The sequence below is a fragment of the Nocardia sp. NPDC003726 genome (assembly GCF_053586955.1).
Window position 1 is genome coordinate 29927 of sequence record NZ_JBSFNF010000035.1, and the last position, 22848, is coordinate 52774.

Below are 22848 nucleotides of genomic sequence, written 5' to 3' on the forward strand. Positions count from 1 at the left end.
CGACAGGTCCCGCGCGTCTCGAAGTCTCGAACAGAAAGGCGGCCCGGTGCGCATTCTCGGAATCAACGCGATTTTTCATGATCCTGCTGCGGCTCTGATCGTGGACGGCGAGATCGTCGCGGCCGCCGAGGAAGAGCGGTTCACCCGTCGCAAGCACGGCAAGCGCCCGGTTCCGTTCTCCGCGTGGGAACTGCCCGAACAGGCGGCCGCCTGGTGTCTGGAGCGAGCGGGGTTGCGTCCCGATCAGCTCGACGCCGTCGGCTACTCCTACGACCCGCGACTGGTCGACCATTCGCTCGGCGGTCTGGATCGCAAAAGCGAGGCGACCAGAACGGACTACGCGTTCCGAGCGCCGGCTTTCCTCGCGGCCGCGTTGCCCGGACTCGATCCCACGATCGTGCGTTTCGTGCGGCATCACTTGGCGCATGCCGCGTCCGCGGCTCTGGCGGCCCCCTCCGGCGACTCGGCGGTGCTGGTGGCCGACGGACGCGGGGAGAGCCAGTCCTATCTGGCCGGAGAATACCGAGACGGCAAGTTCGTCGAGCTGGCGGCGCAGCAGCTGCCGCACTCGCTCGGATTGATGTACGAGGACCTCACCGCGCATCTGGGATTCACCAGATCCAGCGACGAATACAAGGTCATGGCACTGGCCTCCTACGGAACGCCCCGGTTCCTCGATCGGTTCCGCGAACTGGTGTACGCCACCGGCGACGGCGGTTTCCGCACCGAGCCCGTGCGCTGGCCGGACTTCGCGCCCGCGGTCACCGACGGCGAGTTCGGTCGCGATCACGCCGACCTCGCCGCGAGCGTCCAGCGACGACTCGAGGACGTACTGCTGGAGTTGACCTCCTGGCTGCATCGCCAGACCGGGCAGCGAACCCTGACCCTGGCCGGTGGTATCGCGCTGAACTGCGTGGCCAACAGTCGTCTGCACGCCGAAGGCCCCTACGAACGGATCTGGGTGCAACCCGCGGCGGGCGACGCAGGCACCGCGCTGGGCGCCGCGCTGCAATTGGCGGCGGAATTCGGGGAGCGCGTGACCCCGATGCCGGGGGCCGACCTCGGACGCGAGTGGACGGACGCGGAACTGGAAACCGTTCTCCGCACGGCCGAGGTCCGCTACACCAAATCCGACGACATCGCGGCGGAAGTAGCGCAGGCGCTCGCGCAAGATCAGGTCGTCGCCTGGTTCCAGGGCCGGGCCGAATTCGGCCCGCGCGCACTCGGTCACCGTTCACTGCTGGCGCATCCGGGCCGATCGGAGAATCTCGAACGCCTCAACGACGTGAAAGGGCGCGAGCAGTTCCGGCCCCTGGCACCGATGGTGCTCGCCGACCGGGCGTCCGAGATCTTCACCCGCGGACCGCTGCCCAGCCCGTACATGCTGTTCGTGCACGACGTCGCGCCGCGGTGGCGGGAGCGGATTCCGGCCGTGACCCATGTGGACGGCACGGCGCGGGTGCAGACCGTCGATCCCGCGGACAAGCCGGTCCTGGCGCGGATGCTGGCGGAGTTCGAGCGGCGCACGGGTCTGCCGGTGGTGATCAACACGAGCCTGAACACGGCGGGCAGGCCGATGGTCGATTCCCCGCGCGACGCCCTCGAATGCTTCGGTTCGGCGCCCATCGATCTGCTCGCCATCGGGTCGTTCGTGGTCCGCCGCCCATGAACGGCCACACCGTGGACTACAGCATCGTGATCCCGACCATGGGCCGGGAAAGTCTTCGCGTGCTGCTCGCGTCGCTGGCCACCGCGTCGGGTCCGAAGCCACGGGAGATCATCGTGGTGGACGACCGGCCCCGCGAGGGGGACCTCCCGCTGCCCGCGACGGCGCCATCGGTTCAGGTCATCCGCTCGGGTGGACGCGGACCCGCCGCGGCCAGGAACGCGGGATGGCGGCACGCGTCCGGCACCTGGATCGCTTTCCTGGACGACGACGTGCTCACCGCGCCGGATTGGCCTGCCCGCTTGGCCGAGGACCTGCACGGTCTCGACGACGACACGGCGGCTTCCACGGCCCGCATCGAGGTTCCGCTGCCGAAGCACCGCAGGCCGACCGACGCGGAGCGCGGGATCGCACGGCTGGCCACGGCGCGCTGGATCACGGCGGACATGGCCTACCGCAGGTCAGCGCTGGTCGCGGTCGGCGGCTTCGACGAACGATTCCCGCGCGCCTTCCGTGAGGACGCCGATCTGGCGCTGCGGGTCTGTCTGGCGGGCTACGCCATCGCCGAGGGCCGGCGCGTCACTCGTCACCCACTGCGCGAATCGGGCCCCATGGCCAGTGTCCGAGCACAACGCGGCAACGCCGACAACGCCTTGCTGCGCCGGAAGTACGGCGCTCGATGGCGGGCCAGGATCGGCGAAGAGGCCGGGCTCCTGCGCCGCCACGCGCTCACCACGGCCGCAGGCGCCGGGGCCATGGCGCTGGGCCTCGCGGGCCGCGGACGCCCTGCTCTCGCGGCCGCGGCGGTGTGGCTGGCGCTGACCGGTGACTTCGCCGCGCGCCGCATCGCACCCGGCCCCCGCACGGCCGCCGAGATCGGCCGAATGACACTGAGCAGCGCGCTGATACCACCGGCGGCATGCTGGCACCGGCTGCGCGGCGAGCTGCGCCACCGCGACGCGACCCACGCCTCGCCCCTGGCATTGCTGTTCGACCGCGACGACACCCTCATCGTCGACGTCCCTTACCTCGCCGACCCCACCGAGGTCCGGCCGGTGCCCGGAGCCGTCGAGGCGCTGCGCAGAGTCCGCGCGGCAGGCATCCAGGTCGGCGTCGTGAGCAACCAGTCCGGCGTGGCGCGCGGGTTGATCAGCCGCGAACAGCTGGCGGCGGTGAACTCCCGGGTCGATGAGGTGCTCGGGCCGTTCGGGACGTGGCAGGTATGTGTGCACGGCGAAGGCGACGGCTGCGGGTGCCGCAAACCCGAGCCGGGCCTGATCCGGCAGGCCGCGGCGGATCTCGGCGTCGACATCGGCAGGTGCGTGGTCATCGGCGACACCGGCGCCGACGTCGCCGCCGCGCAGTCCGCGGGCGCACGCGCGATCCTGGTGCCGACGGCGCGAACCCTTCCCGACGAGGTGCGGCACGCCCGTCGCGAAGCGACCGTGGCGCGGGATCTGACCGAAGCCGTCCGGCTGGCGATGGCGGGTGTGCCGTGACCGGCCGGGCGCTGGTGGCGCGCATGGACAATTTCGGCGATGTGCTGCTGGCGGGGCCGTGCGTGCGAGCGGTGGCGGCGCACGCCGATTCGGTGACGCTGCTGGCCGGCCCGCGCGGCCGGGCCGCCGCGGAGCTCTTGCCCGGTGTGGACCAGGTGGTGACCTGGCGCGCGCCGTGGATCGATCTGGAGCCGCCCGCGGTCACGCCGGCGGGCATCGACGCTTTCGTCGAGCGGATCCGCGCGCTCGAGGTGGACGTTGCGTTGATTCTCACGTCTTTCCACCAGTCCTCACTGCCGCTGGCGCTGTTGCTGCGGATGGCCGGTGTTCCGTGGATCGGGGCGATCTCGGAGGACTACCCCGGTTCGTTGCTGGATCTGCGCCATCACGTCGAGGGCGATCCGCCCGAAGCCGAACGCGCGCTGTCGCTGGCCGCGGCGGCCGGTTTCCGGCTGCCGCCCGGTGACGACGGGAAACTCGCCGTCCGGCAGCCGTTGCCGAAAGTCGGCGGGCTCACCGGCGAACCGGGTTACGTGGTCGTGCATCCCGCCGCGTCGGCGCCTGCGCGGCAGCCCTCATCGTCCCGGTCGGCGGCCATCGTCGCCGCGCTGACCGGCGCCGGTCACCGGGTGATCGTGACCGGCGCACCCTCCGACCGGCCGCTCACCGGCGCGGTCGCGGGCAGGCACGGCCTCGATCTCGGCGGAGCGACCACCTTGCCCGAGCTGGCCGCGGTGCTGCGCGACGCGAGCGTCGTGGTGGCGCCCAACACGGGCCCTGCGCATCTGGCCGCGGCCGTCGGGACCCCCGTGGTCTCGCTGTTCGCGCCGGTCGTGCCCGCCGAACGGTGGGCGCCCTACGGCGTGCCGGTGGCCATGCTCGGTGACCAACGCGCGCCGTGCCGCGGCAGCAGAGCCAGGATCTGCCCGGTGGCGGGCCACCCGTGCCTCGACTCGATCGCCCCCGAGCAGGTCGTCACGGTAGCCGAAGAACTGGGTGCGGGCAGAGCTGCGCGTCCGCGGACAGGAGGTGCGCGGTGATCGAGGATCATTTCGCGGCGTTGCATGCGGCGCTGGACCGCACCAGCTGCTTCGCACCCGATATCCGCAGATGGGGACGGCATCTGGCGGTCGTGCTCGACAACGGCGGGCGACTGCTCGCCTGCGGCAACGGCGGCAGCGCCGCCGAAGCCCAGCACCTGACCGGTGAACTGGTCGGCCGCTTCCGCCACGAGCGCCGTCCGTTCTCGGCGATCGCCCTGCACGCCGACACCTCGGCCGGCACCGCGATCGTCAACGACTACGGCGAAACCGAACTGTTCGCCCGGCAGGTCCGCGCGCACGGCAGACCCGACGACATCCTGATCTTGCTGTCCACCAGCGGCACCAGCCAGAACGTGGTGGCCGCGGCGAAAGCCGCGCACGACATCGGTGTCACCACATGGGCCATGACCGGGCCCGCGCCCAATCCGCTCGCCGCACTGTGCGACGACGCCCTTGCCGTCGACGCGCCCACCACGGCCACTGTGCAGGAAGTGCATCTGGTCCTGGTGCACGCCCTGTGCTCGGCCCTGGACGACGCACTGGGGGTACCGACATGAAACCGCTGGTCGTGATCGGCGACAGCATGCTGGACGTCGACATCGAAGGGGTCGCCGAGCGGTTGTCGCCCGAAGCGCCCGTGCCCGTGGTCGACGTGGAACGCCAGTGGACGCGCCCCGGCGGCGCCGGATTGGCCGCCGCGCTGGCCGCGCAGTCGGTCGCCGAGGTCTCGCTCATCACGGCGACCGCCGACGACCACGACGGCCGCACCCTCACCAGACTCCTCGAGCAGCATGTCCGAGTCGTTCCGATCACGTTGCGCGGCAAGACGATACGCAAGACGCGGGTGCGCGCCGCAGGGCAGTCGCTGCTGCGACTGGACACCGGCGACGGCACCGCCGACGGCGGCTCGCTGAGCGCTTCGGTCACCAGGACACTGCGGGCGGCGGGCGCGATTCTCGTCGCGGACTACGGCCGAGGTGTCGCCGCGCACCCGCGGATCAGGAGCCTGCTGACCGAACTTGCCCGGTCCGTACCGGTGGTGTGGGATCCGCATCCGCGTGGCCCCGCGCCGACACCCGGGACGCAGCTGGTCTCGCCGAACCTGAAGGAGGCGCGGCAGTTCGCTCCGGGATACGTCGAGCCCGACGAGCTGGCGAAGGTGCTCCGGGACGAGTGGGCAGCGGATTCCGTCGCGGTCACCACCGGTCCGGGTGGTGCGGTCCTGGCCAACGGGAAGCGGCTCACCGTCGTTCCGGTCCCTGCCGGAGTTCGTCTCGCCGGCCATTCCGGCACCGACACGTGCGGAGCTGGTGACCGATTCGCCTCGGCCGCGACCGCCGCGCTGTTCGACGGCTGCACGGTGGCCGACGCCGTGTCGCACGCCGTCGACGCGGCGGCCAGGTTCGTCGCGGCGGGCGGCGCGGCCACGTTGTCCACGTGCGACAGCGCGGCCGTCGCCACGACGGGCGCGACCGAGCCGAACGAGTCGGCGTTCGAGGTGGCGGCGCGGATCAGGGCGCGCGGCGGCAGGCTGGTCGCCACCGGCGGCTGTTTCGACCTGCTGCACCCCGGCCACGTGAGTTTGCTGCGCCAAGCGCGCGCCATGGGTGACGCCTTGGTGGTCTGCCTCAATTCCGATGCGTCGGTGCGGCGCCTGAAAGGGCCGCACCGTCCGATCGTCACGGCGCGCGACCGTGCCCGGCTGCTGGCCGAATTGTCTTCGGTGGACGCCGTCGTCGTCTTCGACGAGCCGTCACCGAGCGCGTTGCTGGACCGCCTTCGCCCCGATGTCTGGGTCAAGGGCGGCGATTACTCCGGCGTCGATCTGCCCGAGGCCGCGGTCGTTCGCGGTTACGGCGGCGAGATCGCGCTGATTCCCACTGTTCCCGGTTACTCGACAACACAACTGGTCGCCGCGAGCCGGGCAGGCGCGGGCGACCCGAGAACGTAAGGAGCACGATGCGCACCCTCGGCAATGTCCTGATCACCGGCGGCGCTTCCGGGCTCGGCGCGGCCGTCACCGCCGCCGTCCGCGCACACGGGGGCCGCCCCTACGTGATCGACCGGGTGGAGCCGCAGAGCCCCGTCGATTTCGTGCGTGCCGATCTCGCCGATACCGTCGCCGCCGAACAAGCCGTGCACGAGATCATCGAGCGCACGGGCGGCCGGATCGACGGCGTGTTCACCGCGGCGGGGACCGACGCGTGCGGGCCGCTGGACGTAGTGCCGACGAAGAAGTGGGAATACGTCGTCCAGGTCAACCTGTTCGGCACCGCCGCCGTCATCCGTGCCGCCCTTCCGGCCCTGCGGGAGACCAAAGGCACGGTGGTGACGTGCGCTTCCACCCTGGGCATCAAGGCGGTCGGGCACGCGACCGCCTACTGCGCGTCGAAATTCGGCGTCGTGGGCTTCACCAGGGCGCTGGCCGCCGAGACGGCGGGCAGCGTGGGGGTGACCCTGCTGATTCCGGGCGGCATGCACACGGCGTTCTTCGACGACCGCGACGAGCAGTACAAGCCGCCGCCCGACGCGAAACTCAACCAGCCTCAGGACGTCGCCGAGGCGGTGATCTTCGCGCTCCGGCAGCCGCCGGGCTGCGAGGTCAGGGAGATGGTCGTGTGCGCATCGGAAGAGGGATCGTGGCCCTGAGGCGCACGATCCTGGTGCTGCGCGCGCTGGGGCTGGGCGACCTGCTGACCGTCGTGCCCGCCTTACGCGGGATCAGGAACGCCTACCCCGACGACCGGGTGGTCCTCGCCGCGCCGCAAGCGCTGCGTGACATCATCGACCTGATCGATGCAGTCAACGAACTCCTGCCGACCGCCGGGCTCGGTGCGCTCCGATGGCTCGGGGTCCCACCGAGATTCGCGGTCAATCTGCACGGCAAAGGGCCGGAGAGCATCCGTGATCTGCTGACGGCGCGTCCGGACGCATTGCTGACCCATCGCCATCCGGACTTCCCCGACCTGCCCGGCCCCGGCTGGCGCGACGACGTGCACGAAGTGGAGCGCTGGTGCCGGCTGCTGGAATACGGCGGGATCGACGCCGATCCCACCGCGCTGCTGCTACCGGCTCCCCTGCGGCCCTCCCCCGAGTCGAACGCGGTCGTGATCCATCCCGGCGCGGCCTATCCCGCGCGTCGCTGGCCGTCCGAGCGTTTCGCGCGGGTGGCGCGTGAGCTCTGCGCCGAAGGTCATCGCGTCGTGGTCACCGGGAGCCGGGACGAAGTGCGCTTGGCGAACGCGGTGGCCGAGAAGGCCGGGCTCGCGCCAACGGCGGTGTACGCCGGGCGCACCGATCTGACCGAACTCGCCGCGCTGGTCGCCGACGCGGCGCTGGTCGTGTGCGGCGACACCGGCGTCGGGCATCTCGCCACCGCGTTCGGCACCCCGTCGGTGGTGCTGTTCGGGCCGACGCCGCCGCAGCGGTGGGGGCCGCCGGCGGACGCCGAACACCACATCGCCCTGTGGGCCGGAACCGTCGGCGATCCGCACGCCGATTATCCCGATCCCGGCCTGCTGATGGTGCGGCCCGAACACGTGCTCACCGTCGCGGCCGGGTTGCTCGGACAGCGGGTCCGCCATGGGTAGTCGCGTCGGTGTGGTCGGCGCCGGTTACGTGGGGCTCACCAGCGCCGCGTGCCTGGCCCACCTGGGACACCACGTGATCTGCGTCGACAACGACGAGGCCAAGGTCGCGGCGCTGCGCGCGGGGTCGGTGGCGATCGTCGAACCCGGCTTGCCGGAGCTGGTCCGCGAAGGGCTGCAGGAGAATCGACTCGTCTTCACCTCGGACCCGGCGGCGCTGCACGAATGCGAAGTGGTGCTGCTGTGTCTTCCCACGCCCATGGGCAGCGGAGGTACGGCCGACCTCGGTGTGCTGGAGGACGCGCTGAAGCGGCTGGCCACCGTCCTGTCGCCGGACTGCGTGCTCGTCACCAAATCCACCGTCCCGGTGGGAACGGCGGCGCGCATTCCCGCCCTGTCCGGCCTCGCGGGCACGGCGGTGGTCAGCAATCCCGAGTTTCTCCGGGAAGGCCACGCGGTCGAGGACTTCCTGCGCCCGGATCGGATCGTGCTCGGTACGACCGAGCGGAATCGCGAATCGGCCGACCGTGTCGCGGCGCTCTACGCCGGAACGGGCGCACCGGTGCTGCGCTCCGACGCGGCCAGCGCCGAGCTGGCCAAGTACGCCAGCAACGCGTTTCTCGCGGTCAAGCTCTCGTTCGTCAACACGCTGGCCGAACTGTGCGAACGGGTCGGCGCCGACATCTCCGAGGTCACCGGCGCGATGGGCATGGACGACCGGATCGGCCCCGCCTTCCTCGCGCCGGGCCCCGGCTGGGGCGGCTCGTGCCTGCCGAAGGACACCCGTGCGCTGTTGCGTGCCGCGGAAGCGTGGGGCGTGGACTTCGCCGTGCTCAGGGACGCTCTGCAGGCCAACGATCGGCAACAGGCGATGATGCTGCGCAAGATCCGCCGCGCGGTCACCGACGCGGTCGACGGCTCGCTGGCCGGAACCCGGATCGGCGTGCTCGGCTTGGCGTTCAAAGCCGGCACCGGCGACCTGCGCGACTCCCCCGCCGTCGCGGTCGCGCGGCAACTGTCCCGGCACGACGCCACGGTCACCGCCTACGACCCGTGTGTCCCACCTGGCACCCCCGGCCTCGACGGCATCCGCGTGGTGGACGACCCGTATCTGGTGGCGAAAGACGCGGGCGCGCTGGTGATCCTCACCGAATGGCCCGAATTCCGTTCGCTGGACTGGGCGAAACTCGCCACCGACGTCGACCGGGCCGTGATCGTCGACACCCGCAACCTGCTCGACGAACACCTGCTCAGCGGCACCGGCTTCACCTTGCTCGGCAACGGCACCGCCGAATCGTCCGACGCCGCACGGACCTGACGGCTCTGGGGCAGTCACCGAGACCGGCCGGGTCGGACCGGCGCCGTGCCGAGGTGGCGGGCGTAGATCCGGGACGAGTCCTCGACCTCGAACCAGGGCACGTCGACGGTGCCACGCGCGATTCCGGCGACCGAGACGAGTGATCCCCGCGGCTGACGATCACACGGAAGTCCGTGCGCGACAACCGATCCGGGACAGGAACCCGTCGACGAGGTCGGCGGTGCCCGCGGCGCTGCTCGACCCGTAGAGATGGAAGTCGGGGCGGATGAGGACCGTGTCCGCGCCGAGTTCGTCGAACCAGGCGCGGTAGGTGCCGTCGACATCGTCGATGACGGCGCAAGCACCCGCGGGGCCGGACAACGCGACCAGGTTCACGCCCAGAGCGCGCAGCGACGCCCGCGCGGCGGCCGGGATCGCCGTGAGGGCGTCCGCCGTACGGGTGATCACCGCGCCGGGGCCGCCGAGCGCGTCGTCGAAGAGCACCACGTCATCGCCGCCGACGCGGACCCGCCCTTGGCGCGCGAGCATTCCGCCGGTCGCGCCGACGTGCAGGCCGTCGCCGAGGCCGGGCCGCGGCGGCGCGGGCGGTTTCCGGCTTGCTTCCCATTCCGCGATCATCCGGGCATCGCGGGCCGCCGCCTCCGCCGGATCGGTGATGCAGATGACCTGCCCCAGCGAGGTCGAGAATCGCACGAACGCCACAGCGTGATGGATGCGTTCGCTGCCGTAGGTGTCGATGAGACTCTCGTCGGCCGCGCCTCGCAGGACCGCGTCGAGCTTCCACGCCAGGTTCATGGCGTCGCGCAGACCGGCGCCGAGGCCCTGCCCCGCGAACGGCGGCATGAGATGCGCGGCGTCACCGGCGAGCACGACCCGCCCTTTGCGCCACTCGGTGGCCCAGCAGGACTGGAATGTGTACACCGAATGCCGTTCGAGGTCCGCGTTGCCCGGCGTGAGGCCGTACGGGGCCAGCAGTTCCCACGCCTTCTCGGCGCGGTTGAGCTCGGCGGGCGTCTCGTATGGCAGCCGCATGAACTCCCAGCGCCTGCGTCCAGGACCACCGGGCACCATGGTCGTGGGTCGCCGCACATCGCAACTCTGCCTGGCCACGTGCGGGAACTCCGATCCCGGCCGTGGCTTCACGTCCACGACCAGCCAGTCGAAGAAGTAACCGTCGTCGTGCCAATCCATGCCCGCCCAGCCGCGGATCCTGCTGTTGGCGCCGTCGGCGCCGATGACCCAGTCCGCCGTCACCGACCGCTGTTCTCCGGTCGCGCCGCAACGAATGACCACGGTGGCATCGTCGGACCGCTGCGACAGCGCGATCGCCTCCCAGCCGCGCAGCACCCGCACGGTCTCCAGGCCCGCGATGATCCGGTCGAAGGCGTCCTCCAGGTCGGGCTGGTTGAAGAAATACGTGTTGTACCAGCCGGATTCCCCGCGTCCGCTCCAGTCGACCTCGACCAGCGTCTGCCCGTCGCCGTTGCGCCAGCAGTACATGTCGTCGTAGGGCTCGGTGATGTGCGGGATGGTGTCGGGAGCGAGACCGACGGATTGCAGGATCCGGGCGACGTCCGAGCAGTGGGTCACCGCGCGGGGCAGCGGATAACCCGCCTCGTTGCGGTCGACCACCACGACGGTGTGGCCTTGCCTGCCCAGCTTGACGGCCAGCAGCTTTCCCACTGGGCCGAATCCGACGATCAGCACTTCGGCGGTCGTCCGAAGCGGGGTGGCGGGACTGGTGTTCATGGCAGGTCCGTTCTGGCTCGTGATCAAAGGCTGCTGCGCGCGAGTGATTAGAAGGATGCGAGCCGGTGTGCCGCCGGTCACGGCCTGCGTCCCGTATTCCGGGACAGAACGTCGGATCGCGACGGCGGGTCCCGGCGGCGCGGTTGGTGTCCCGGAATCCGGGACTGGCGGGTTACCCAGGTCACAGTCGTCCGTCCAGTATGTCGTGCGTCACTCGCCGAGCCGGTTTGCGCCGCTCGCCAGACTGGAGACTGCTATGCAACTGACCACTTCGCCCGGGACCCCTGCAACTCCGGAAACCCGATCGCATCCCTGGGTCATCGTCCTGTGCATGTTCATCACCGTGATCGAGGGCTTCAATCTCATCGTGTACGGCTCGGTGGTTCCGCTGCTGTTGGAAGACACCACGCTGGGGCTGACCGACCAGGCGACCGGCTTGGTCGGTGGCCTCGTCTACATCGGAGCGATCCTCGGATCGGTGATGGCTCCTTGGGTGGCCGATCGGGTCGGCCGCAAGCGGGTGCTGCTGATCGCGATCGGTCTGTTCGCCCTGGGCGCGCTCCTGACCGGATCGGCGCTGAACGTGGTCGTGCTCGCGTTCGCGCGGTTCGTCACCGGTTTCGGCGTCGGCGGGTCGCTGACCACCGCCATGACGGCGGCCCGCAACAGCTCGGCCGCGAAGCACGCGTCGGTGGTCGTCACGATCACGATGGCCGGCATCCCGCTCGGCGGCGTCGCGGCGGCGCTGCTGGCCATCCCGATCCTGCCCGCCTACGGCTGGCGCCCGATGTTCTTCGTCGGGGCCGGCACCGCGCTGGCCATCATGATCGCCGTCGCGGCCATGACGATCCCGACCGACACCCCGCAGGAAGTGGCGGGCCGGCTCTGGTCGACCCGGCGCAAACTGCGCGTCATGTTCGCCGGGCGCGGCGCGGTGGCCACCGCGATCATCGCCGGGTGCGCGGTCGCGAACATGGTGGCCTGGCAGGGTCTCAACGTGTGGGCGACCCAAGCCATGGTCGACCTCGGTTACTCCCTCTCGGTGGCGTTGCTCATCACGTTCACGCTGACCGGAGCGGCGGTGGCGGGCTCGTTCGGCACGGCGCTGGCCGCCGACCGCCGTGGCGCGGCGCTGATCGGCATCCTCACCAGCGCCTGCACGGTGAGCGGGCTGGTGGGCATCCTGGTCTTGCCGCTGTCCACGGTGACCACGATCGGGTGCGTGGCGTTGATGGGCATCGGCGGCCACTCGACGATGAATCTGGTCCACACCACTACCGCGGACATCTTCCCGCTCCCCGTCCGCGCCACCGCACTGGGCTGGTCCAACAGCACGTCGTTCATCGGCGCGTTTCTCGGGCCGGTGGTCGGCGGCAGCGCGATCGCGGCGGGCGGAGCCCACGGCGTCTTCTCCCTGTTCGCCGCGTCGGCGGCGGTATGCCTGATCGCGGTGGTGGGCCTCTACCTCGCGGACCGCACCGCACGCGGGCGATTCGGCCGGGCCGGCGACGATCCGCTGGCGGTGCCGACGGTGTCGGCGGCAACGGCCTGAGTTGGTCCGTGAGATTCAGAGCCGGCGATCCGGGAGTGCCCCCGATCGCCGGTTCCGGGCGTTCGCAGTCGCGGCGACGAGAGGAAGGATCAGCGCCACGGCGTCGTCCCGGACGCGACCACCGCGGGATTGACCCGGCCGAGAGCCTCGATCGCAAGGTCCCGTTTCTCGGTGAAGCGAGCTGTGGGCATGACGACGGAAACCGCTTGCAGCGCACCGGTCGGGCCGAGGAAGCCCGTCGCGACCGCGCAGATACCGAGGTCGTGCTCTTCCTGATCGATCGCGATATGCGACCGACGGACCTGCTCCAGACGCTCCATGATGCGCGCACGGTCGGTCACGGTCTTCGCCGTGAACCGGGTCAGCGGCGCGGACAGCAGGTCGCGGACCCGCTCGTCGGGCAGGTGCGCCAGCAGAGCCATGCCGAGACAGCTCGCGTGCAGGGAGAAACTCTTGCCCACCTTCGTGACGCCACGGAGGCGATCCGGTGACGCCAATTGATCGACCACGACGACCTCGCGGCCGCTGAACACGGCGAGCTCGACGTTCTCGTTGATCTCCCTGGCCAGCCGCGCCAACCGGGGCCGATTGCCCGACAGCAGTCGCAGGTGCGCGTTCATGCCGAATTTGAGCAGACCCGGTCCGAGGCTGTAGCCGTGACGATCGGCGACCCGCACGACGTACAACTCGCGTTCGAGGGCCTGCACGATCCGATGGACCGTCGACCGGGGCAAGCCGGTGCGACCGGCCAGTTCGGTCAGGGTGAGCGGACCGCGCCCTTCGGCGATGGCATCGAGGATCACCGTGGCGCGGCCGATGTCCGCCATCGCCTCAGCCCCTCGTCCACGTCCTGGTCACGGTCAGTTCGGTGAAGGTCCAGTCTCCGGAGTCCACCACCAGCGTGTACTCACCCAGGGTGTGCAAGACAGGTTCCGGCTCGAAGATCCACCGCGTGTAGTGAGCGTGCGCGCGCCACCGGTGCTGCTCGACCGGCGACACCCGCAGGTTGGTGACATCATGCCGGTGCGCCGATGGGAGCGCCCACAGGTTCGTGAAGAACTCGCGCGCATCCGCCGATGCGTCGTAGCCGCCCGCAGGGAACCGCACGCGCGCCGATCCGAGCAACTCGACCGCCGCCTCGACGTCCTTGCGGTCGGCGATGTCGACGTAACGGTGCAGCAGTTCGGCGATGTGGTGACGGGCGACCTCGCCCGCCACCGCAGGGTGGTTCCGCGTCACGGGTGTTCCTGCTGCCACTGCCGTAGGTAGGCCCGACCGTAGTCGTTGCCGTGCGGGATACGCAGGACGGTGTGGACGTGGAAAGGCTTCGGGGTGTCGTAGTCGAGGAACACTCCGCAGTGGTGGTCGAGTTCGGCGATGATCACCGGCGACTGGATGCGGTAGTAGAAGACGTCACCCGGCTGGTGACCGCCGATCCAGCAGAACCAGGTCTCGGACAGGAAGTCGCGGACCTCGCGCATCCTCGCCGCCCGCGGGCCCTCCGGCAGCAGGCCGACGAACTGCTCGACGATCGCGAACACCAGCTCCTGCGCCTGCGAGGACAATTCGGCGACGCGCACGCCCTCGAACGGGATCTGCCGGTTGTCCTGGAAGGCGCCGGCGAGGTGACGCTCGTCGCCGGGATGGACCCGGCCGGGCGGCATCGCGGGATCGACCATCTGCTCGAAGACCGTGGCGGCGGCCCGCTGTTCCGGCGAGAGCGCGGCCATCAACCGCACACCGAGCTCGATCCGCGGGTTGAACGCTTCCACCCCGGCATGCTCGCCCGCATCGATCTCGTTCGGCTCGGCGCCGAGGAAGGCAGGGCCGATGACCATGCGACCGCCGACCACCAGGCAGTTCACCGCCATGTGGTGTCCGAAGATCTGCCAACCCCACGGCTGGACCGGATGCGGGGTGCCGTAGATGGCCACGTTGTAGCTGAACTCGTTGAGGATGCTCTCCAACCCGACGACTTCACCGAGGAAGCCGTTGATCAGCATCATGTTGTGCGCCAGTTCGTAGCCTTCCGGGCTCAACGACGCACGCATCAACGCCAAAGCCTTCTGCTGCACGTCCACGGGCTGGAACTCCAGGCGCAACCCGGTGTCGAACTGCATGAACTCCGGATTCGCCCAGGTCTGCCACTCCGGCGCGTCGACCGGATAGCGGATGCGCTCGCGTGCGTCGTCGTCGAGCGCGGCGAGCAGGGCCTGCGCCGCGGTCACCATCGCCGCGACGGGCGCTTCCTCGCCCGGCCGCGGCGGCTGGAATCGATGGACGTCCGCGCGCAGGTTCCCGTCCTCGGTGACGCCGCGGAACTCGTTGAGATACAACGGCGTCCAGCCCGCCACCAGATCACCGGTGAAGGTTCCCTGCTGCCTGGCGGCCTTGCGGTAGGTGTAGGCGTCCATGCCGCGCACGTCGGCCAGGCGCGGATGATCGTGGTCGAACAGGTAGCGGCGGAATTCTCCGGCCATCGCGGGTTCCTCTCACACGGTGGTGTCGTTGTGCCGGGTGACGACCTCGCGCACGGCGGGTTCGTCGCCCGAGGCAATGGCGGCGACCAGATCGACATGGATCTGGTACCGCTGGCGCCGGTAGGAGTCGGCATCACGGTCTTCGATGCGCGGTGAAGTCGTGTTCAGGTGGCCGAGCGTGCCGACGTAGACCGCGCGCGCCATCTCGTTCGGACAGATCGCCGCGATGCGCTCGTGCAGGGCCCAGTTCGCGTGCACGAAGTCGTCCCACGTCGGCGCGATCTCCAGCGCGCCGAGACGCTCTTCCAGTTCGGCGACATCTCGCGCGGTGCGATGCCGCGCGGCCGCGACATCGATCAGCACCTCGAGGTGATCCCGCAGCTCGATGGCGTCGGCGATCGCCGACGGCTCGTCGGTGACGTCGAGCAGCGTGCGGCGCATCCGCACGACGGGGCCGATATCGGCGACGAACAGGCCACCGTTGCGGCCGGGGCGAATCTCGAGCACCCCGCGATCCCGCAGCAACCGGACCGCCTCGCTGACCGTCGAGTACGCGAAGCCGGTTTCGGCACGCAGCGATTCCAGCGTGCCGATCGGCTCCCCCGGCGCCAGTCCGCCGCTGCGGATGCGCTCGTCCAACGCGGCGGCCAGCTGCTCGGCGCGCGTGCGCTGGGCGAACGCTCCGGCACGCGACTCGAAGACTTTCGACGGGGCGGCGTGCACCCCTTGCTTCCGCGGTGACCGTTCGGGCATAGTCACCATAGAACCATAAACCTACGAAGGTTTAAAAGGGTTTAGTTGTTTTTGCGGCATACAGGAGCAAGTGGACATGAGACTCGTCGGGATCAAACGCCAGGGCACCAGCAACATCGAGGTGGCCGACCTGTCCGCCGACGGCGAGTTCGTCACGGTGGTCGCCGGTCTGACCGAGTTCTGGGCGGATGCCGCGGGCTTCATGGCACGCGGCGGCACCGAAGTCATCGCGCGTGATCAGGTGACCCTGGTGCCGCCGGTTCTGCCCGACGCGCGCGTCGTCTGCATCGGCCTCAACTACCTGAAACACGTCGCCGAGGGCAGTTTCCGCGCCGAGCCCCTCCCCGAGTACCCGACGCTGTTCGCCCGCTGGCCCGCGTCACTGACCGTCGACGGCGACGAGATTCCCGTGCCCGCCGACGAGGCCGGTCTCGACTGGGAAGGCGAGGTGATGGCCTGGGTCGGCAGTCGGCTGGCCGACGCCACACCCGAGCAGGCCCTCGCCGCGGTCGTCGGCTACTCCACGTTCAACGATGTCACCGCGCGCCGTGCGCAGAAACTCACCTCGCAGTGGATCCTGGGCAAGAACGCCGACCGATCCGGCCCGCTCGGCCCCCTCGTCCCCGCCGCCGAAGTGGGCGATCTGCGCGACGGCTTGCACATCACCACCCGGGTGAACGGCGAAACCGTCCAGGACGCCCATACCGACGAGATGGTCTACACCGTCGGGGACACACTCGCCCATATTTCCCGCACCTTCACCCTGCGACCGGGCGATCTGCTGGCTACCGGAACGCCGTCGGGCGTCGGCTACGCCCGCACCCCCGCCTGGCTGTTGCAGCCCGGCGACACGGTCGAGGTGGAGGTCGAACGGCTCGGCATCTTGCGCAACACCATCGTCGGCAACGAGGGCCGTACGGCCGACCGGTGACGATCGACCGGCTTCCGTCGTCCGGCACGTATCGCCGCCGACGGCGGATCTCTCCGTCACCCGTGTTCCGCGGGGAACGGTGAGCGTCCCGGCACCGCGCCGACTGCCGGGCGGCGCGGTGCCCGCGGCGGAACACGCCGCGGGCGTCGACTCGTTCGGCTCCGGCGGCGAAACCAGGACCGCGACGACCGCGGCCCACACAACTGGCCGACCCCCGATGCCGCAGACTGCTCCCATGACGACCCCCGAATCGCGGACGGGATCGATGTTCCGGTGGACTCCGGTCGCCACCGGCGCTGTGATCGCGCCCGACGAGCGATTGACCTGGCCCCGCACGATCGGGATCGGAGTGCAGCACGTGGTGGCGATGTTCGGCGCCACCTTCCTCGTTCCGGTGCTCACCGGGTTCCCGCCGTCGACGACGCTGCTGTTCTCCGGGGTCGGCACCCTGTTGTTCCTCGTGATCACCCGTAACCGGCTGCCGAGCTATCTGGGTTCCAGCTTCGCGATCATCGCTCCGGTCCTCGCGGCCGGCGCGTCCGGCGGAATGGGCGCCGCCCTCGGCGGGATCGTCGTGGTGGGCGCCCTGCTGATCGTCATCGGCGTGGTGGTGCACTTCGCCGGCGCGCGTTGGATCGAAGCGCTGATGCCCCCGGTGGTCACCGGCGCCATCGTCGCACTGATCGGCCTCAATCTGGCGCCGACCGCCAAGACGAATTTCGAGCAGGACGCGATCACCGCGACGGTCGTGCTCGTCTCGATGATTCTGTGTCTGGTGCTCTTGCGCGGGCTGCTCGGCCGGTTGGCGATCGTCACCAGTGTCGTGCTCGGCTATCTGCTCGCGCTCGCGCGCGGCGAGGTCGACACCGCGGCGATCGGGCGGGCGGCCTGGGTGGGATTGCCCGACTTCCACGCCCCGAGCTTCCATCTCGCGGTGATCCCGATGTTCCTGCCGGTGGTCCTGGTGCTGGTGGTCGAGAACATCGGGCACGTCAAGTCGATCACCACAATGACCGGCATCGACTACGACCGGCGCATGGGCCGCGCGCTGGCGGCCGACGGTCTGGCCACGGTGCTCGCCGGTAGCGGCGGCGGCTCGGCGACCACTACGTATGCGGAGAACATCGGCGTGATGGCCGCGACCAAGGTGTACTCCACCGCGGCGTACTGGGTCGCGGGGGCCGCGGCCGTCGCGTTGAGCCTGTCGCCGAAGGTGGGAGCGGTGATCGCCGCCATCCCGGCCGGGGTGCTGGGTGGCGTGACGACCGCGCTCTACGGCCTGGTCGGAATTCTCGGCGTGCACATCTGGGTGAGCAATCGGGTGGACTTCGGCAAGCCGATCAACCAGTTCACCGCGGCCGTCCCGCTGGTCATCGGCATCGCCGACTTCACATGGGTGATGGGAGATCTCGACTTCGGCGGGATCACCCTCGGCGCCGTCGCCGCGCTGCTGATCTACCACGCGATGCGGCTGATCGGGGGATGGCGCGGGACGGCCGCGCCCGACGCCGTGGCGAGGCCGGAGGAACCGACGGTCCGGTGACGGGCGGCCGGATTCTCCGCACCGCTGATTGACGCTCCACGATCCGGGTAGGCGGGAGTCGAACATCTGTTCTGTCGAGTGTGAGGAGCGACGATGGTGCAGCCGAAGCCGGAGAAGGATCCGGACGAGTGGACCACCGGCGACGAGCCGATGACCGGCCCGCAGGACTCCTACCTACACACCCTGGCCCAGGAAGCGGGTGCGCAGGTGCCGGAGGGACTGACCAAGGCGGAGGCGTCACAGCTGATCGATGAACTCCAGCGACGCACCGGCCGCGGCTCCTGACCGCCTGCGGCCCTCCCGCCGAACCGGCGGGAGGCGCTGTGCGCCGGCCGGGCGCGCACTCCGTCGACGCCCCGCAACGTAGGCGGGTCACGGTCCGGCAAGCGAGCGGGTGGGGGTGATGGTCCGGATGTGCAGGAGCACGTCGAACCAGTCACCCAGGCCCGCGCCGGCGATGTGGTGGTCGGTGTCGCGCTCGGGACGGTAGGTGCCGATGACGAGGCGGAGCCTGGCGGGCCGATGCAGCCAGCTCCGGACCGCGCCCGCGGGTGCGGTCCGGAGATCGAGCAGGTAGTCGCCGAGTTCGGGCTGATCGAGCACGGCGTCGGCGAAGCCCGCCGCCGGGGCGGGCACGGCCAGGTCGGCACGGACATTGCCATGATGGAAGGTGAGCGCGACCGAGAGATATCCGCTTCCGAAGTGGTCACGCAGCACCGAGCCCGTACTCGGAAACCGTTGTGACATAGCGGCGACGGTGAGTTCTCGCGCGACGGCGGTGTTGGACACGCCTTCCCAGTACACGATCCGGTGCCCCGTGCGATCGTGCCAGTCCACGATGCGGCGAGCGGCATCGAGCGATTCGGCGGCGAAGTCACGCCGGCCCGAGGCGGTGCTGTTGTCGTGGTATCGCACGATGAGGCGAGCCGCGTCCAGGACTTCGGGCGCGTCGGCGGCAGCGGGCAGCGACGCGACCAGCGCCAACGCGTCTTCGGCATGGTCGGCGAACGGGCGCCCCGGGTGGGTGCCGTTCGCGCGCTGGATGTGCTCGCCCAGCCGATGGGCCGTCACGATCGGATCGTAATGCGATCTCAGCTCCGCGAGCCGTTGCGGTGCGGCACGTTCCACGAAGCGAGTCACCCGCTCGTAGTGCGACGGTTTGGCGGTCTCGGCAGCCAGGCCGACCAGGCGCACCGGGTCGTGCGGATGCGCCGCGTTGAATTCCCGCGCCCACCGCAGAACCGCGAGCGTCTCAGCCGTACGCCACGGCACCCACGCCTGACCCAGGATCGCCCGCGCGTCCCCGGCGCCCGTGCGCGCGTATGCGTCCATGGCCGCCACCACCGATTCGTCATCGAGCAAGGCGAGCGCCCGGAACCCCAGCTTTTCCACGAACAACCGCAGGATGCGGTGTGCGGTTACGGAGAGTTCGTGCCCCGCTCGGGTGGTTGTGCCGACTCCGACGACTACAGCGCCGTCGGCCCGGTCGGCCAACGCCGCGAGGTCGGCGAGTGATCCATCGGCCTCGACCTGCACAAGCGGGTGCGCGAAGTCGCGGATCCAGCGCGCCACATGCGCGGCGTCGTGCGTCTCATCCGACATGATCTGCTCCTGAGAGAACTGATTCGCCGAACCCCGCGCGGGCCACGGAGAACAACGGAAAGTATCTTTGCACTCAAACATATTTATATTTGATCACAAAGGTATTTTCGGCAGAGCCCGGTGTCAATCGCCCCCCTGGCCCACTCCCCATGACGCGCCGATGCCAGCCGTGCGAGCAGGGTGGAGGTACTTCACGCGACGTGGCGCGACGGACCCCGCAGCTCTCGACGCCAGCGCGTACAGGCGCAACGCGGACCGGTCACCGCGACGAGGCGGCACACCGAGGAGATCCCGCGCTCGCGGGTGTTGGATAGCGCGCACCACCGAGTCCGGCAGCGCCCGTGGTATCCACGCGTCCGGCCGCAGCACCTGCGGCGCAAGCTGCGCCGCGGCCGGACTCGTGCGCAGCGTGGTCGCACAGGCATCCTCGAGGTAGTCACGGAACTGCGGCAGTGTGCGCGGCATGTACCGGGCCGAAATGCCGTACCGGCCATACCATTCGACGCATTCGCGATAGAGCCGGTCGCTCTCTTCCGGCGTCAGCGGGCGAATGAATGTGTTGATCGCGAAGAAGAGCGTGTCGACATACGTCGCATGCTGGAAGAAGAACACGTCCGGCCGAAGCGCGTGATAGCGGGCGCCCGAATCGTCACCACCCTGCACGTGGGCGTGCCCCGCGTGGATCAGTGAGCGCAGATCCCGGTCGGAATAGGCGATCTGCACCATCGCGTTGACGGTGCGGCGCTTGTGCAACCACAGCCGGTAGGTCACATGCTCGGTGAGCGCCGCCGCGATCGCGGGATGCAGTATCTGCAGGGCCACCGCCCGGGGAAGCGCCAGCGCGAATCGCCGGTCGCCGAGGTACTTCCGCAGCAACGATCCGGGACCGCCGACCGAGACCGCGCGGTTCACACGACTGGAGGCGGTCTGCATATCGGCTTCCGGGGCGCACGCCGCCCGCAGATGCCCTGCGGACAGGTGCCGAGCATCGCTGCGGCCGAGCAGGTCGGAGTCGCGCGGCCACGCAGGAGTGCTCGACAGCCGCGCTGCCGGTTCGGATTCGGACATGCCCAGCTCCAACGATATGTTGATAGAGAATTCACTTTATCCTCTCATCAAGCCTCCGCGGCGGCAATCGCCCACCCCCTCGCTCCAGCGGGTCGAATCGGCATTTATGTGAATGATGATTCTTCTCTCGAGGTAGGCTTCATCGCCGGAGAGCCGCATCGACGGGGCGGCTCGGCGGCTGGGTTCGATCGCCGATCGGCTCACTGGAGGTGTTGGATGACCATGACGTTGCGCTCCCCCCTCGTGGCGCTGCGGTCGGTGGCCGACCTGGTCTCGGCGGCCGCCGTGCTGGCCAGGCGCGGGGTGGTCGATCCGGCGCGGCCGGCGGAGACGATTCGCGTGATGCGTGAAGCCTCCGTGTACGGCCCGTTCGTCACCACGCTGGCTCATGCCACCCGCACCCACGGGGCAGCACCCGCGATCGTCGACGAACGCGGAACACTCACGTTCGATCAGCTCGACGAGCAGTCCAACGCGCTCACCCGCGGGCTCGCCGCCGCCGGAATCGGCTCCGGCACAGTGCTCGCCGCACTCTGCCGCGACCACCGTGGAATGGTCCTGACCCTGCTGGCCGCCGGGAAACTGGGCGCCCGCGTGGTCCTGATGAACACCGGCTTCGCCAAGCCGCAGCTCGCCGAGGTCGCCGCCAGAGAGAACGTCGGCGCGATCCTGCTCGACAGCGAATTCCTCGAACTGCTCGGCGCGGTGCCTGGACGGGTGCCGCGCATTCTGAGCTGGGTGGACGAGAGCGACGCCGTCGAGCCGGGCACACCGACGATCGACTCGCTCATCGCCGCCAACTCGTCCGCGCCGCTGCCGCCACCGCAACGCCCCGGCGGCATCGTCATTCTGACCAGCGGAACAACCGGCACTCCCAAAGGCGCCCCGCGCGAGAAGGTCTCGCCTTTGCAGTCCGCGCAGTTCCTGCACCGAGTGCCGTTTCCCCGCGACGACACGGTCGTGATGGCGGCCCCCATCTTCCACGGCACCGGCCTGTCGCAGTTCACTCTCGGCTGGGCATTGGGCAACAAGATCGTCTTCCAGCAGCGCAGATTCGATCCGCGCCGGACGCTGGCCAACGTCGCCGAGCACCGCGCCGCCACCTTGGTGGTGGTACCGACCATGCTGCAGCGCATCCTCGACCTCGGACCCGCCGTCCTCGAGCAGTTCGACACGAGCGCACTGCGGGTGATCTTCACCGCGGGAGCGCCCGTCTCGCCGGACCTGAGCCGGCGCACGGCCGCCGCCTTCGGTGATGTGCTGTACAACCTCTACGCCTCGACCGAGGTCGCGGTCGCCGCCGTGGCCACCCCGCACGACATGCGCGTGGCGCCGGGCACCGTCGGCAGACCCCCGGTCGGCTGCCGGGTCGCGATCTACGACGCGCAGCGCAACAGGATCACCACGCCCGGCGAGGTGGGCACGATCTTCGTCTCCAGCGGGCTCAGCTTCTCCGGCTACACCGACGGACGCAACAAGGAAATGGTCGACGGATTGCTGTCCAGCGGCGACGTCGGCCACTTCGACGCCGACGGCCGGTTGTTCATCGACGGCCGTGACGACGACATGATCGTCTCCGGTGGCGAGAACGTCTACCCGCTGGAGGTGGAGAACCTCTTGGCCGACCGTCCCGACGTCCTCGAAGCCGCGGTCGTCGGCGTGGAGGATCGCGACTTCGGTAAACGGTTGCGCGCGTTCGTCGTGCCCGCCGAAAACGCCACGCGCGACCCGCAGGAGATCAAGGACTACGTCAAAGCGAACCTGGCCCGCCACAAGGTGCCTCGCGACGTGGTGTTCGTCGACGAATTGCCGCGCAACGCCACCGGCAAGCTGATGCGCCGCAAGCTGGAGGAAGCCGACATCTGACCGGAGTTCGCTGTTGCGCTGCCGGACGGCGGACGCGGTCCGGCAGCACGTTCGCTCCCGCTACCGTGCCGCGCCATCCCCCAGCGTCGTCATGTTGCCGCTGTTGTAGGCCATCACCTGCGTATCGTCGTTGTCGGCAAGTGATTCCCGGATCGCGACCTGCGCGGCATGCGGCAACGTGTGCATGATCT

The 22848-nt window shown here is 69.8% G+C and carries 20 protein-coding genes; 13 read left to right on the plus strand and 7 right to left on the minus strand.

The window, feature by feature from the left end:
• Positions 1 to 46 precede the first annotated feature (46 nt).
• Genes ACWDMM_RS30755 through ACWDMM_RS30790 form a run of 8 tightly spaced genes read left to right on the plus strand, consistent with a single transcriptional unit; the run spans position 47 to position 9113 of the window.
• On the plus strand, positions 47 to 1669 hold the full coding sequence (locus ACWDMM_RS30755) for a carbamoyltransferase family protein (protein WP_195081074.1): 1623 nt from the start codon (positions 47 to 49) through the stop codon (positions 1667 to 1669).
• Positions 1666 to 3165 (plus strand): HAD-IIIA family hydrolase, encoded by a 1500-nt coding sequence (locus tag ACWDMM_RS30760; RefSeq protein ID WP_357104782.1) that lies wholly within the window; start codon positions 1666 to 1668, stop codon positions 3163 to 3165. The genes ACWDMM_RS30755 and ACWDMM_RS30760 overlap by 4 nt, the downstream gene beginning before the upstream one ends.
• A complete protein-coding gene (locus ACWDMM_RS30765) occupies positions 3162 to 4205 on the plus strand; it encodes a glycosyltransferase family 9 protein (protein WP_357104779.1) in 1044 nt (347 codons plus the stop codon). The genes ACWDMM_RS30760 and ACWDMM_RS30765 overlap by 4 nt, the downstream gene beginning before the upstream one ends.
• Entirely contained in the window at positions 4202 to 4765 is a 564-nt protein-coding gene (locus tag ACWDMM_RS30770) for a D-sedoheptulose-7-phosphate isomerase (RefSeq protein ID WP_357104776.1), read from the plus strand. Before ACWDMM_RS30765 ends, ACWDMM_RS30770 begins: the two co-directional genes overlap by 4 nt.
• Complete coding sequence (gene rfaE2 / locus ACWDMM_RS30775; protein WP_195081070.1) at positions 4762 to 6159, plus strand: D-glycero-beta-D-manno-heptose 1-phosphate adenylyltransferase; 1398 nt, start codon at positions 4762 to 4764, stop codon at positions 6157 to 6159. Before ACWDMM_RS30770 ends, rfaE2 begins: the two co-directional genes overlap by 4 nt.
• 8 nt (positions 6160 to 6167) lie before the next feature.
• On the plus strand, positions 6168 to 6857 hold the full coding sequence (locus ACWDMM_RS30780) for an SDR family oxidoreductase (protein WP_195081069.1): 690 nt from the start codon (positions 6168 to 6170) through the stop codon (positions 6855 to 6857).
• On the plus strand, positions 6848 to 7798 hold the full coding sequence (locus ACWDMM_RS30785; RefSeq protein WP_357104771.1) for a glycosyltransferase family 9 protein: 951 nt from the start codon (positions 6848 to 6850) through the stop codon (positions 7796 to 7798). Before ACWDMM_RS30780 ends, ACWDMM_RS30785 begins: the two co-directional genes overlap by 10 nt.
• Complete coding sequence (locus tag ACWDMM_RS30790) at positions 7791 to 9113, plus strand: UDP-glucose dehydrogenase family protein (protein ID WP_195081067.1); 1323 nt, start codon at positions 7791 to 7793, stop codon at positions 9111 to 9113. Before ACWDMM_RS30785 ends, ACWDMM_RS30790 begins: the two co-directional genes overlap by 8 nt.
• 159 nt (positions 9114 to 9272) lie before the next feature.
• On the opposite strand, the gene mhpA is transcribed toward ACWDMM_RS30790, so the two are convergent.
• On the minus strand, positions 9273 to 10862 hold the full coding sequence (mhpA, locus tag ACWDMM_RS30795; protein ID WP_357104768.1) for a bifunctional 3-(3-hydroxy-phenyl)propionate/3-hydroxycinnamic acid hydroxylase MhpA: 1590 nt from the start codon (positions 10860 to 10862) through the stop codon (positions 9273 to 9275).
• Positions 10863 to 11193: 331 nt separating this feature from the next.
• Here mhpA and ACWDMM_RS30800 point away from each other — a divergent pair, with 331 nt between their 5' ends.
• On the plus strand, positions 11194 to 12414 hold the full coding sequence (locus ACWDMM_RS30800) for an MFS transporter (protein ID WP_357104765.1): 1221 nt from the start codon (positions 11194 to 11196) through the stop codon (positions 12412 to 12414).
• A gap of 89 nt (positions 12415 to 12503) precedes the next feature.
• Here ACWDMM_RS30800 and ACWDMM_RS30805 read toward each other — a convergent pair whose 3' ends face one another.
• Genes ACWDMM_RS30805 through ACWDMM_RS30820 form a run of 4 tightly spaced genes read right to left on the minus strand, consistent with a single transcriptional unit; the run spans position 12504 to position 15647 of the window.
• Positions 12504 to 13241, minus strand: coding sequence for an IclR family transcriptional regulator (locus ACWDMM_RS30805; RefSeq protein WP_357104762.1), 738 nt, complete (start codon positions 13239 to 13241; stop codon positions 12504 to 12506).
• Between the two features lie 4 nt (positions 13242 to 13245).
• Positions 13246 to 13653 carry a nuclear transport factor 2 family protein gene (locus ACWDMM_RS30810; RefSeq protein ID WP_357206224.1) on the minus strand — a complete coding sequence of 136 codons (408 nt, stop codon included), beginning with the start codon at positions 13651 to 13653 and terminating at the stop codon, positions 13246 to 13248.
• Positions 13650 to 14894, minus strand: coding sequence for a DUF3500 domain-containing protein (locus ACWDMM_RS30815; RefSeq protein WP_195081063.1), 1245 nt, complete (start codon positions 14892 to 14894; stop codon positions 13650 to 13652). Before ACWDMM_RS30815 ends, ACWDMM_RS30810 begins: the two co-directional genes overlap by 4 nt.
• Before the next feature lie 12 nt (positions 14895 to 14906).
• Positions 14907 to 15647: a FadR/GntR family transcriptional regulator gene (locus ACWDMM_RS30820; RefSeq protein WP_195081403.1), complete on the minus strand. Its 741-nt coding sequence runs from the start codon at positions 15645 to 15647 to the stop codon at positions 14907 to 14909.
• Positions 15648 to 15723: 76 nt separating this feature from the next.
• Between ACWDMM_RS30820 and ACWDMM_RS30825 the strand changes: the two genes are divergently transcribed.
• From ACWDMM_RS30825 to ACWDMM_RS30835, 3 genes are all read left to right on the plus strand, one after another.
• Positions 15724 to 16578, plus strand: coding sequence for a fumarylacetoacetate hydrolase family protein (locus ACWDMM_RS30825; RefSeq protein WP_195081062.1), 855 nt, complete (start codon positions 15724 to 15726; stop codon positions 16576 to 16578).
• Between the two features lie 235 nt (positions 16579 to 16813).
• Entirely contained in the window at positions 16814 to 18121 is a 1308-nt protein-coding gene (locus ACWDMM_RS30830; protein WP_397070671.1) for a solute carrier family 23 protein, read from the plus strand.
• 93 nt (positions 18122 to 18214) lie between these two features.
• The gene (locus ACWDMM_RS30835; protein ID WP_195081061.1) at positions 18215 to 18406 is read left to right on the plus strand and encodes a DUF3072 domain-containing protein; all 192 of its coding nucleotides are present in this window, start codon (positions 18215 to 18217) and stop codon (positions 18404 to 18406) included.
• Positions 18407 to 18493: 87 nt separating this feature from the next.
• Here the strand turns inward: ACWDMM_RS30835 and ACWDMM_RS30840 are convergent, their stop codons facing one another.
• Complete coding sequence (locus ACWDMM_RS30840; protein ID WP_195081060.1) at positions 18494 to 19723, minus strand: erythromycin esterase family protein; 1230 nt, start codon at positions 19721 to 19723, stop codon at positions 18494 to 18496.
• Between the two features lie 123 nt (positions 19724 to 19846).
• Positions 19847 to 20791 (minus strand): oxygenase MpaB family protein, encoded by a 945-nt coding sequence (locus tag ACWDMM_RS30845; protein ID WP_449940825.1) that lies wholly within the window; start codon positions 20789 to 20791, stop codon positions 19847 to 19849.
• A gap of 216 nt (positions 20792 to 21007) precedes the next feature.
• Here ACWDMM_RS30845 and ACWDMM_RS30850 point away from each other — a divergent pair, with 216 nt between their 5' ends.
• Complete coding sequence (locus ACWDMM_RS30850) at positions 21008 to 22657, plus strand: acyl-CoA synthetase (RefSeq protein WP_323124287.1); 1650 nt, start codon at positions 21008 to 21010, stop codon at positions 22655 to 22657.
• Positions 22658 to 22848: the final 191 nt, after the last annotated feature.